11 protein-coding genes are annotated in these 12,016 nt (G+C 67.4%); 6 read left to right on the top strand and 5 right to left on the bottom strand.

Going from position 1 to position 12,016, the window contains the following annotated elements; all coding sequences use genetic code 11:
- Positions 1-70 precede the first annotated feature (70 nt).
- Positions 71-754: a RadC family protein gene (gene radC, locus ILT43_RS06665; protein WP_204196835.1), complete on the top strand. Its 684-nt coding sequence runs from the start codon at positions 71-73 to the stop codon at positions 752-754.
- Between the two features lie 88 nt (positions 755-842).
- Here radC and ILT43_RS06660 read toward each other — a convergent pair whose 3' ends face one another.
- Positions 843-1,367 carry an EF-hand domain-containing protein gene (locus ILT43_RS06660; protein WP_204196834.1) on the bottom strand — a complete coding sequence of 175 codons (525 nt, stop codon included), beginning with the start codon at positions 1,365-1,367 and terminating at the stop codon, positions 843-845.
- A 210-nt stretch (positions 1,368-1,577) separates the two neighbouring features.
- On the opposite strand from ILT43_RS06660, the gene purB reads away from it, so the two are divergent.
- From purB to ILT43_RS06645, 3 genes are all read left to right on the top strand, one after another.
- Positions 1,578-2,897: an adenylosuccinate lyase gene (gene purB / locus ILT43_RS06655; RefSeq protein ID WP_204196833.1), complete on the top strand. Its 1,320-nt coding sequence runs from the start codon at positions 1,578-1,580 to the stop codon at positions 2,895-2,897.
- Positions 2,898-3,010: 113 nt separating this feature from the next.
- The gene (locus ILT43_RS06650; protein ID WP_204196832.1) at positions 3,011-3,313 is read left to right on the top strand and encodes a hypothetical protein; all 303 of its coding nucleotides are present in this window, start codon (positions 3,011-3,013) and stop codon (positions 3,311-3,313) included.
- On the top strand, positions 3,310-4,860 hold the full coding sequence (locus ILT43_RS06645; protein WP_204196831.1) for a methyl-accepting chemotaxis protein: 1,551 nt from the start codon (positions 3,310-3,312) through the stop codon (positions 4,858-4,860). The genes ILT43_RS06650 and ILT43_RS06645 overlap by 4 nt, the downstream gene beginning before the upstream one ends.
- Positions 4,861-5,573: 713 nt before the next feature.
- On the opposite strand, the gene dnaJ is transcribed toward ILT43_RS06645, so the two are convergent.
- Positions 5,574-6,692 carry a molecular chaperone DnaJ gene (gene dnaJ / locus ILT43_RS06640; RefSeq protein ID WP_204196830.1) on the bottom strand — a complete coding sequence of 373 codons (1,119 nt, stop codon included), beginning with the start codon at positions 6,690-6,692 and terminating at the stop codon, positions 5,574-5,576.
- 58 nt (positions 6,693-6,750) lie between these two features.
- Positions 6,751-8,655, bottom strand: coding sequence for a molecular chaperone DnaK (dnaK, locus tag ILT43_RS06635; RefSeq protein ID WP_204196829.1), 1,905 nt, complete (start codon positions 8,653-8,655; stop codon positions 6,751-6,753).
- A 132-nt stretch (positions 8,656-8,787) separates the two neighbouring features.
- On the opposite strand from dnaK, the gene ILT43_RS06630 reads away from it, so the two are divergent.
- Complete coding sequence (locus ILT43_RS06630; protein WP_204196828.1) at positions 8,788-9,270, top strand: copper chaperone PCu(A)C domain-containing protein; 483 nt, start codon at positions 8,788-8,790, stop codon at positions 9,268-9,270.
- Positions 9,271-9,326: 56 nt separating this feature from the next.
- Complete coding sequence (locus ILT43_RS06625) at positions 9,327-9,728, top strand: vgr related protein (protein WP_239474289.1); 402 nt, start codon at positions 9,327-9,329, stop codon at positions 9,726-9,728.
- Positions 9,729-9,830: 102 nt separating this feature from the next.
- Here ILT43_RS06625 and trhO read toward each other — a convergent pair whose 3' ends face one another.
- On the bottom strand, positions 9,831-10,754 hold the full coding sequence (trhO, locus tag ILT43_RS06620; protein ID WP_204196826.1) for an oxygen-dependent tRNA uridine(34) hydroxylase TrhO: 924 nt from the start codon (positions 10,752-10,754) through the stop codon (positions 9,831-9,833).
- A gap of 7 nt (positions 10,755-10,761) precedes the next feature.
- Positions 10,762-11,991: a threonine synthase gene (locus tag ILT43_RS06615; RefSeq protein ID WP_204196825.1), complete on the bottom strand. Its 1,230-nt coding sequence runs from the start codon at positions 11,989-11,991 to the stop codon at positions 10,762-10,764.
- Positions 11,992-12,016: the final 25 nt, after the last annotated feature.

Here is a 12,016-nt window from a genome sequence, read left to right as displayed (position 1 = left end):
GACAACGGCAATGCGGCCGGTTCCTGACTCATGTTGAACTTGCGCTTTCATCGGTGATAGCCAGTGGCGCATGGCGGAGCCCGAACCCCATGACGCCAGTGGTCACCGCGCTCGCCTGCGCGGGCGGTTGCTAACCGATGCCAATGGGCTGCTCGATCACGAGATCGTCGAATATCTGCTCGCGCTGGCGCTGCCCCGACGCGATACAAAGCCGCTGGCAAAGGCGCTGCTGCGCGAGTTCGGCGGGCTGGGCGGATTGTTCGCGGCGGAGAGCGAGGCGCTGCTGCGCATCGACGGCATGGGCGAAACCAGCGCCGCGGCGATCCGCATCGCGCAGGCGGCCGCGACGCGGCTGCTGGCGGCGAACGTCGCGGCGCGGCCGGTGCTCGGCAATTGGCAGGCGCTGCTCGACTATCTGCGCGCGGACATGGCGCATCACGGCGTCGAGCGCTTCCGCGTGCTGCACCTGAACACGCGCAACATCCTGATCCGCGACGAGATCATGAGCAAGGGATCGGTCGACCAGACCGCCGTCTATGTCCGAGAGGTGATCCGGCGCGCGATCGACTTGGGGTCCGCGTCGCTGATCCTCGTCCACAATCACCCGTCCGGCGATCCGTCGCCTAGCCACGCGGATATCGATGTCACCCGCGCGATCATGGAGGTTGGCAAGCGGCTGAACATCGCCGTGCACGACCACGTCATCATCGGCACGAACGGGCATGCGTCGCTGCGGGCGCAAGGGCTGATCTGACGGGACCGAAACGCCAAACGCCGCCGGGAGGGGGGGATTCGGCGGCGTCGGCGGCTAACCTACGCCGAAGCGTAGGGCGGCTGAGGGATTACGACTGGCCCTGCGCCAGGAAACCCGTCACCTCGGTCTTGTCGAGGCTGCTGTTCTTATTCTTGTCGGCCTGCGCGAACGCTGCCCCGACCCACTTCTTGGTCGCCGGGCTGTCGGCCTTCGTCGCCGGATCGCTCGCGGTCTTCAGCGCGACCATCCACGACGAAAATTCGACCTTGTCGAGCTTGCCGTCGGCGTTCTTGTCATACTGCGCGAATTGCGTGTCGACCGCCTGCGCAACCTGATCGCCCTGAGCGGCACCCGGCGTCGCTGTCGCATCGGCCACCGCCGGCTGGGCGGGATCGGCCGGAGTCGTCGGTGCCGGCTGCGCCTGCGCCGTCGTGGCAGGCGCCGTCTGTATCGGCGCAGCCTGACCGGTCGTCGCCTGATCGGCTCCAGTCGTCGCAGACGTTGTCGGCGCTGCCGGGTTGGCGGTCGTGGTCTGCGCCGGCGGTGTCGCCGTCTGCGCCAGTACCGGAGCCGCCATAGTCATCGCACTTGCGAGGAAGATCGTACGGATCATTGATATTCTCCTTCCGAATTACGACCGGCACCCTTGGTTAAACCTTGATGCCGACGTTGTGATCTCTGCTTGCTACAACCGTTATTTAAGAACCCGGTTCCGCAGGCGCAAGTTTGCTGGCGGCCGGCACGGATGCTAGGGCACGCGAATCCGCGGGTTTGCCGCGAATTCCCACGATGACTCGTGGCCTTGTCAGGACGAACGCCAGCCATGATCCCACGCTATTCCCGCGCGCCGATGACAGCGATCTGGACCCCCGAGGCACGATTCCGCATCTGGTTCGAGATCGAGGCGCATGCGACCGACGCGCTGGCCGAACTGGGCGTCGTGCCGAAAGCGGCCGCAGCCCGCATCTGGGAGGCGGATGCCGCCGCCGGCCCGTTCGATGTCGAACGGATCGACGCGATCGAGGCAGAAACGAAGCACGACGTCATCGCCTTCCTGACGCATGTGTCGGAGCGCACCGGGCCGGAGGCGCGCTTCCTGCATCAGGGGATGACGTCGTCCGACGTGCTCGACACGTGCCTCGCGGTCCAGCTGGCGCGCGCCGCTGATATCCTGCTGGCCGATATCGACGCGCTGCTGCTGGTGCTGAAGCGCCGCGCAATCGAGCACAAGCTGACGCCGACGATCGGCCGCAGCCACGGCATCCACGCCGAACCGGTGACGTTCGGGCTGAAGCTGGCGCAGGCCTATGCCGAATTCGATCGCAATCGTGCGCGGCTGGTGGCGGCGCGGGCGGACGTCGCGACCTGCGCGATCTCCGGCGCGGTCGGCACCTTCGCCAACATCGATCCGTTCGTCGAAAGCTATGTCGCGGAGAAGATGGGCCTGACCGTCGAGCCGGTCTCGACGCAGGTGATCCCGCGCGACCGGCACGCGATGTTCTTCGCGACCTTGGGCGTCATCGCGGGCTCGATCGAGCGACTGGCGACCGAGATCCGCCATTTGCAGCGGACCGAGGTGCTGGAGGCGGAGGAGTATTTCTCCCCCGGCCAGAAGGGGTCGTCGGCGATGCCGCACAAGCGCAACCCGGTGCTGACCGAAAACCTGACCGGCCTCGCCCGCATGGTCCGCGGCTATGTCACGCCCGCGCTGGAGAATGTCGCGCTGTGGCATGAGCGCGACATCAGCCACTCCTCGGTCGAGCGCTATATCGGCCCCGACGCCACGATCACGCTCGACTTCGCGCTGGCGCGGCTGACCGGGGTGATGGACAAGCTGGTCGTCTATCCGGAGCGGATGGCGAAGAACCTGCACAAGATGGGCGGGCTCGTCCATTCGCAACGCGTGCTGCTCGCGCTGACGCAGGCCGGCGTCAGCCGCGAGGACGCGTACCGGCTGGTGCAGCGTAATGCGATGAAAGTGTGGGAGTCGGACGGCGCGCTGTCGCTGCTCGAACTGCTCCAGGCCGACCCCGAGGTCGCCGCGGCCCTGTCGCAGGACGAGATCGCGTCGCGCTTCGACCTCGCTTACCATTACAAGCATGTCGACACGATCTTCGCGCGGGTATTCGGGACCGCCGATTGATAGCCCAGGGACGCCGGCCCCGGGCCGGCATCCTCAACCCTTTCAGCCGGATATTGGGGTCGTCGGCGTTTTCCTAACCCCGAATTAACGGTTTCGGAGGCATCCTCCGGGGCATGTCGCCAGCGATTTCCCATCCGTATCGCCTCGTCTTGTTCCAAGGCGCGGCGGTCGTCATGTTGCTGGGGGGCAGCGTCCTGATGCCGCCCGCGGACGGTGCGATGCTGCTGGTGCCGCTGACGGCAGAGCGGGCCGCCACGATCGTCGACCTCGCGCTGGATCACGGTGCGCGCATCGGCGGGCTCGGCCCCCTCCCCGGTACGCTGATCGTGCGCGGCGAACGCGCGCGACTGTTTCGGCCCTTGCTGGCGAGCGGCGTACTCGCCGTCGCGGCGCCCGGAATCTGGTGCGGCCGATGATGTCCCGGGAAACGCCGGAGGAGGTGCTCGACCTCGCCCCGCTGCGGCTGCACGGCATCCGCATGATCGTGATCGCGGGTTGGGGCGCGACCCTCGTCCTGACGCTGCTGGGGCTGGCGGTCGGCAGCACGCTGACCCTGCCCGTGACGATCGCGGGGATCGTCATCAACGCCGCGCCGACCCTGATCCTGCACAACCGTCGGCACGATCTGCCCGCCCGTCTGACCGTCGCGACGCTGGCGGCGGCGCATCCGGCGCTGCTGGTGATGATGCTGACCGGGCATGCCTGGCAGATGGACGGGCATATGTATTTCTTCGTCGCGCTCGCGGCGTTGACGCTGCTGTGCGACTGGCGGCCCCTGCTGCTCGCATCCGGGCTGATCCTCGTCCACCATCTGATCGGCGAGTGGGTCATGCCGCAATGGGTGTTCGCCGATCAGGCCGGCATCGGTCGCGTGCTGTTCCACGGGACGGCCGTGCTGTTGCAGTTCACCGCGCTCAGCTACATCACCGCGCAATTGCGCCGCCTGTTGAAAAACCGGCGCGAGGTGCAGGGCGAGAGCCGCCGGCTGACCGAGGCGGCGATCGCCGGCCGCACCGAAACGCAGCACGCACTGGACGCCGCCCATGCCGCGGAGCAGCGCGCACAGGCCGAGACCGCCCGCCGCGAAGCCGCAGAACGTACCGCCGCGGAGACACGCCGCACCGAACTGGTCGCGCTGGCGGACGGCTTTCGCCGGTCGATCGCGGGCGTGGTGGAGACGATGGGTACCGCCTGCACCGACCTCGATGCGTCGGCCAAGGCGCTACATCAGCTGGCGCAACAGACCAGCCGGGATGCCGCCGGGACAGCCAATACCGTCAGCGAATCGTCACGCAGCGCGGCGCGCCTGGCGGAGCGGGTCCACGATCTCAGCCGCTCGATTGCGACGATCAGCGGATCGGTCGAACGTCAGGCCAGCCTGAGCGGCGCGGCACGCGGACTCAGCAACACCGGCCATCAGGCGGTCGATGCCCTCGTTTCGCGCACCGCCACCGTCGGCGGCTTCGCCGACACGATCAGCGCGATCGCCGGGCAGACCAACCTGCTCGCGCTGAACGCCACGATCGAGGCGGCCCGCGCCGGCGAAGTCGGCCGCGGCTTCGCGATCGTCGCGGGGGAGGTGAAACTGCTCGCCGGCCAGACCACGGGCGCGACCGACCAGATTCGATCGCTGGCCGGGTCGATCGCCGGGGGTGCGGGCGAGGCGCGCGAGGCGCTGGCCGCGATCGGCCGCACCGTCGACGACGTCGCCGACGTGGCGGAAACGATCCGCGCCGAGGTCGCCCGCCAGCGCGACACCGCCGACCTGATCGAAGAGGCCGCCGACACCGCCGCAGGCGGCGCCGACGCGCTGAGCCACGAATTCTCGGGTATCGTCCGCATGGCCGGCGACACCGAGACGTTGTCCGATCGCGTCGCCCGCGCCGCCAGCAGCCTCAGCAGCGTCGCGGCGCGTCTGCAAGACGAAGCCGACGGCTTCGTCCGGCGGCTGGCCGCGGCCTGACCTTCGTCAGACGGTAGCCGCCTCGACTCATGCGGTCGCGACCGCCCAACGGCACGGGGCAGTCTGGTATGCGTCGGCGTTCATCGCCTTAAAACCCCGATCCGTTTGCTCCACCCGACGATCCAACCACGGTCGCCGCACCGGGCGCGAATGAGTCGACCCGTGCGCCGAATGCAATCGCGATAGCCTGTTATGAAATTGCGCCAAACCGCAATGATCGCCATCTATCGCTTGCCGGATATATCTCCGGCAGCGGAGACCCAACCATGCGTATGTTCGAAACCGTGACCAGCTCCTTGCTGGTGATCGCGGTACAGGCGCTGGTGGTCGGGGTGGTCGTTTCCACCTTCTGATCCATCGGCCAGCCGCCCTCTCGGGAGAGGGGGCGGGCAGGCTGCCCTCTGCGCCCGTTCCGATTGCACGCCTCAAAGTTCGGACCCGCTTCTCCTCTCCCTGAGAAGGAGGGAGTAAAGAAATGCGGCTCGCCGTCGAGGCGACCTGACGCAAAGCTCAAAGACATCCCGCCGGCTTCTCTCCTCCCTGACAGGGAGGGGTCGGGGGTGGGTCGGGGGCTCGCGATACGGCACCGGCCGCGTACTGGGTAACGTAACGCCCGGCCTCCCCCCACCGCCAGCCCCTCCCTCAAATGGAGGGGAGCAAAGACGGTGTAGCGCCTGCCCACAGATCGCCCGCGGGCCCGTCCATACGGTGACCTATTCCGCCGCGAAAACACCCTTCAGCTTCGCGAAGAAGCCCTGGCTTTCCGGACATTCGTCACCGGTTTCCGTTTCGCGGAACATCTCCAGCAATTCGCGCTGGCGTACCGACAGCTTGGTCGGCGTCTCGACCTCGATCTGGACGACGAGGTCGCCGGCGCCGCGGCCCTGTAGTACCGGCATGCCGGCACCGCGCTGCCGCAGTTGCTTGCCGGACTGGATGCCTGCCGGGATCTTCACCTCGTGCGTGCGGCCGTCGAGGCCGGGGATCGCCAGCGATCCGCCGAGCGCTGCGGTGGTGAAGCTGATCGGCGCGCGCGCGAACAGCGTCGTGCCCTCGCGCTCGAACAGCGCATGCCGCTTCACGTGCAGGAAGATGTAGAGGTCGCCCGGCGGCACGCCGCGCGCTCCCGCCTCACCTTCGCCGGTCAGGCGGATGCGCGTGCCCTCGTCGACACCGGCCGGTACGTTGACCGACAGCGTCTTGGTCTTGTCCACGCGGCCTTCGCCACGGCAATCGCCGCACGGGTCGGCGATGACCTGACCAGATCCCTGACACACCGGACAGGCGCGCTCGACCACGAAGAAACCCTGCTGCGCGCGAACCTTGCCGTGGCCGTTGCACTGGCGGCAGGTGGCGGCGTGGGTGCCCGGTTTCGCGCCCGATCCGTGGCAGGTGTCGCACGGCGCAGAGACGTCGACCGTGATCTCCGTCTCATGGCCGTGGAACGCCTGTTCCAGCGTGACTTCCATGTCGTAGCGCAAGTCGGCACCGCGCCTTGCCTGCTGGCGACCGCCACGACCGCCGCCCATGAATTCGCCGAACACGCTTTCGAAAATGTCGGAAAAGCCGCCGAAATCCTGCGCACCTCCACCACTGCCGCCCTGCTGGAACGCGGCATGGCCGAAGCGATCATAGGCCGCACGCTTCTGCGGGTCCTTCAGCACGTCATAGGCTTCGGACACCGCCTTGAAGCGCGCCTCCGAATCCTTGCACCCGGCATTCTTGTCCGGATGATACTTCATCGCGAGCTTCCGGTACGCCGTCTTCAGCGTCCCCGCATCGGCGGTGCGCTCGCATTCGAGCAGCTCGTAATAGTCGACCTGGGTACTCATCACTGCCCCTCGACCAACCCGCCGTCACTCCGATCCGGGAGCGACGGCGGGAGGTGCATCACGCCTTGTGGTTGTCGTCGACTTCCGAGAACTCGGCGTCGACCACGTCTTCCTTGGGCGCGTCGGCGGTGTCGGATGCGGGGGACGCCTCCGACTGCTGCTGCTTCTCGTAGATCGCCTGACCCATCTTCATGGCGACCTGCGCCAGCGCCTGCGCCTTTTCGTTCATCGCATCGGGCTCACCGCCTTCGACCGCCGCCTTCGCGGCGTCGATCGCGGTCTGGATCTCACCCTTCAGCGACTCGTCGATCTTGTCGCCATTGTCGACCAGCTGACGCTCGGTCGTGTGGATCAGCGATTCGGCGTTGTTCTTCGCCTCGGCACCGGCCCGACGCTTCTTGTCCTCCTCGGCGAACTGCTCCGCATCGCGGACCATCTGCTCGATGTCGTTGTCGGACAGGCCACCCGACGCCTGGATGCGGATCTGCTGCTCCTTACCCGTGCCCTTGTCCTTGGCCGACACGTTGACCAGGCCGTTGGCGTCGATGTCGAACGTGACCTCGATCTGCGGCACGCCGCGCGGTGCCGGCGGGATGCCGACGAGGTCGAACTGGCCCAACAACTTGTTGTCCGCCGCCATCTCCCGCTCGCCCTGAAACACGCGGATCGTCACCGCGCCCTGGTTGTCGTCCGCAGTCGAATAGGTCTGCGCCTTCTTGGTCGGGATCGTCGTGTTGCGATCGATCATCCGCGTGAACACGCCACCCAGCGTCTCGATGCCCAGCGACAGCGGCGTCACATCGAGCAGCAGCACGTCCTTGACGTCGCCCTGCAACACGCCCGCCTGGATCGCGGCGCCCATCGCCACGACCTCGTCCGGGTTCACGCCGGTGTGCGGGTCCTTGCCGAAGAACGCCTTCACCGCCTCGCGCACCTTGGGCATGCGGGTCATGCCGCCGACCAGGACGACTTCGCTGATGTCGTCGGTCTTCAGGCCCGCATCGGCCAGCGCCTTCTTCATCGGCTCGATCGTGCGCTTGATCAGGTCGTCGACCAGCCGCTCCAGATCGGCGCGGTTGATCGTCTTCACGAGGTGCTTCGGCCCGTTCTGGTCGGCCGTGATGAACGGCAGATTGACCTCGGTCGATGCCGCCGACGACAGCTCGATCTTTGCCTTCTCGGCCGCTTCCTTCAGGCGCTGGAGCGCGAGCTTGTCCTTGGCGAGGTCGATGCCCTCGTCCTTCTTGAAGCCCTCGGCCAGGAACTCGACCAGCTTGTTGTCGAAATCTTCACCGCCCAGGAAAGTGTCGCCGTTGGTGGCCTTCACCTCGAACACGCCGTCGCCGATCTCCAGGATCGAGACGTCGAACGTGCCGCCGCCCAGATCGTAGACCGCGATCGTCTTGCCGTCCTGCTTCTCCAGCCCGTAAGCCAAAGCCGCCGCGGTCGGCTCGTTGATGATGCGCAGCACCTCGAGGCCGGCGATCTGGCCGGCGTCCTTGGTCGCCTGACGCTGGGCGTCGTTGAAATACGCCGGCACGGTGATGACCGCCTGCGTCACCGTCTCGCCCAGATAGGACTCGGCGGTCTCCTTCATCTTCTGGAGCGTGAAGGCGCTGATCTGCGACGGGCTGTAATCCTTGCCCCCTACCGAAACCCACGCATCGCCGTTCTGGCCGCGCGCGATCTTGTACGGGACCAGCTCGGTGTCCTTCTTGGTGATCGGGTCGTCGAAGCGGCGACCAATCAGGCGCTTCACCGCGAAGATCGTGTTGTCGCCGTTCGTCACCGCCTGACGCTTGGCGGGCTGGCCGACCAGCCGCTCGCCGTCCTTGGCGAAGGCGACGATCGACGGGGTCGTGCGTGCACCCTCTGCGTTCTCGATCACCTTGGGCTTGCCGCCCTCCATCACCGCAACGCAGCTGTTGGTGGTGCCGAGATCGATGCCGATTACTTTAGCCATGAGTCGTAGATGCCCCTCAACAAACAAAATAGGCCCTTGGGACCGCGCCCCGTTACGGCGGCGCAATCACCGGTTGATGGGCGCGATATAGGTGGCGTGCCGCTTGCCGCAAGAAGTCGTGGAACCTAGTGCGTGCTTCGTATCGCGAAGGGACAGGCGGCAATGCGCAGGCTTTTGATGAGGATGGCACCGGTGATGTGCGCTGCGGCGATGCTCACCGGCTGCCTGAAGGCGGAGACGGTGGAGACGGAGGACCCGTGGGTGCGCCTGCCCGCCGTCGCCGGCCGGCCCGCATCGGGCTATTTCAAGATGCACGGCGCGGGCAAGGACGCGGTGCTGATCAACGTCGCCGCCGACCTCGCCGTGCGCACCGAAATGCATGAGAGCATGAAGGGGCCGGGCGGCACGATGACGATGACGCCGCTGACCCGGGTCGCGGTGCCGGCGCGCAGCGATGTGGTGTTCGCACCCGGCGGGCGTCATTTGATGCTGTTCGGAGTGAACCCGGCGCTGAAGCCCGGCGGGGCGACGATCCTGACCTTCACCTTCTCCGACGGGTCGCGGATGCAGCGCAAGGCGTGGGCGATCGCGGCGGGCGATCCGGCCCCCAAGTGACGCCGCCCCGTTCCGCGCGACCGCTGACCGCCGGCGAGGTGACGCTGGCGCGCGGCATGTTCGGCGACCGGATCGATTATGCCGGAGTCGAGATACGCCGCTGGAAATGGGCGTTTTTCCAGCCGCGCGGGACGGCGATGGCACCGCGCGGACACATTCACCTGCATCCCGAAAATCTCGACTGGCGAGAGGATTACGCGGCAGCGGGGCTGCAATTGCAGGGGCTGTTCATGCACGAGATGGTGCATGTCTGGCAGCATCAATGTGGGCTTTGCCTGCCGCTGAAGCGCCACCCGTTCTGCCGTTACGACTATGCGCTGAAACCGGGGCAGCCCTTCCACCGCTACGGCATCGAGCAACAGGCCGAGATCGTGCGGCATGCCTTCCTGCTGCGCGCCGGCGCGAAGGTCGTCGGCGCGCCGGGGGTGGAAGTGTATGAGGGACTGCTGCCGTTTTGAGCTTTGATTGTGCCGGGCGCGTCCGGGCATCGACGGTTCGGAATGCCCGCCGCCTGCTGGCGCGCGGCGCAGTGGATGCCGGGACAAGCCCGGCATGACAGGTCAGTTGGGGAGGTTCGGAAAGTCCGCCCCGACATGCGCCTCGCCCCGCGTTGCGGCGAGTTCAACCTGCCGGTGCCGCTCGGCATAACCGGCGCGCTGTTCGTCGGTGCGGGTCTCATGGCAGCGCGGACACGCCACACCTTCTTCGTATAAGCGCGAGGCGCGGTCGGCTTCGCTGACGGGCATCCGGCAACCGCGACACAGGCCGTGCGTGCCGGGCGTCAGACCGTGGCCGACCGCCACCCGCTCGTCGAACACGAAGCATTCGCCCTGCCAGCGGCTGTCCGCGGCGGGTACCTCCTCAAGATAGCGGAGGATGCCGCCATCGAGGTGGAAAACGTCTCCGACTCCCTCCCGCTTCAGATACGCCGTCGCCTTTTCGCAACGGATGCCGCCGGTGCAGAACATCGCGACGCGCTTGCCAGTCAGATCGTCGCGGTGCGCTTCGACCCAGGCCGGAAAGTCGCGGAAGCTGCCGGTGCTGGGATCGACCGCCCCGGCGAAGCTGCCGACCGCGACCTCATACGCGTTGCGGGTGTCGATCACGACGGTGTCGGGGTCGTCGACCAGCGCGTTCCAGTCGGCGGGCGCTACGTAGGTACCGACATCGTCCAGCGGGTCGATGTCGGGCACCCCCATCGTGACGATCTCCGCCTTCAGCCGCACCTTCAGCCGGTGGAACGGCATCGCGTCGGCCTCGGCGAACTTGGGCTTCAGGTCCGTGCATCCGGGCAAGGCGCGGATCGCCGCCAGCACCGCGTCAATCGCATCGGGACCGCCGGCGATCGTTCCGTTGACGCCTTCGCCCGCGATCAGCAGCGTGCCGCGGATGCCCGCCGCCTGCGCGACCGCCTCCAGATGCTCGCGCACCGCGCCGGGATCGTCGAAGCGGGCGAACCGATAAAGGGCGGCGATCCGGATCACGGGCGCGTCACAGACGATCGAAGTCGATCGGCGCATGCCGGTCGAGCGTCCGAGGTGCTTCGGGCATCGGGTATTTCAGTCCGGTCGCGCAGTTGAACAGGACGACACGCTCGTCCTCGTCGACCTCGCCGGTCTTCACCGCCTCGCGGTACGCGGCCAGCGTTGCGCCGCCTTCGGGACACAGCAGCAGGCCGTCCTTGCGCGCGCAATCGTCCACCGCCTTCAGGATCGCGGGATCGCCTACCCCAAGCGCCTTGCCGCCGCTCTCCCGCACCGCGCGCAGGATCAGGAAATCGCCGACCGCCTTCGGCACGCGAATACCGGCGGCGACGGTGTGGGCATCCTCCCACCGCTCGGCATGCTCGACGCCCGCCTCGAATGCACGCACGATCGGCGCGCAGCCCGACGCCTGCACCGCATACATCCGCGGCCGCTTCGCCCCGATCCAGCCGAGCGCCTCCAGTTCGTCGAACGCCTTCCACATGCCGATCAGGCCGGTGCCGCCGCCGGTGGGATAGAAGATCGCGTCGGGCAGTTCCCAACCAAGTTGGGCGGCGAGTTCCAGACCCATCGTCTTCTTGCCCTCGATCCGGTACGGCTCCTTCAGGGTCGAGAAGTCGAACCAGCGACCTTCCGCCGCGCCCTTGCCGACGATCGCGCCGCAATCGTCGATCAGGCCGTTGACCCGCCAGACCCGCGCGCCCTGCATCGCGATCTCGCGGACATTCACCTCGGGCGTGTCCTCCGGGCAGAACACGATCGTCTCGATCCCGACGCGCGTCGCATAGGCCGCCAGTGCAGCGCCGGCATTGCCGTTGGTCGGCATCGCGATCCGGGTCACGCCCAGTTCCTTCGCCATCGCCACCGCCATGACGAGGCCGCGCGCCTTGAAGCTGCCGGTCGGCAAGCGCCCCTCGTCCTTCACCAGCACGTTGCCGCCGCCAGACGCCGGAATCGGGATCAGCGGCGTCTCGACCTCGCCGAGGCTGACGACGTTTTCCGTCCGCCGGACCGGCAGCAATTCGCGCCAGCGCCACAGGTCGGTCGGGCGCGCCTCCAGCGGGTCCTTCGACAGCGCCGCCCCGACGGCGTCCAGATCGTAGCGGACCAGCAGCGGCCGGCCCGCCCGCGACAGGCCGTGAAGCTGGTCCGCGTCGTACCGCTCGCCGGTGATCGAGCATTCCAGATGCGTGACGAAGGTCGGGCGGTCGGCGCTGAGGTTCGGGTTCAGGTTCATGGCCGCCGCATCTATCGCGCGCGGA

The sequence above is a fragment of the Sphingomonas longa genome, from assembly GCF_016892685.1.
GTDB lineage: Bacteria > Pseudomonadota > Alphaproteobacteria > Sphingomonadales > Sphingomonadaceae > Sphingomonas > Sphingomonas longa.
This window is presented reverse-complemented; position numbering and strand designations above follow the sequence as displayed.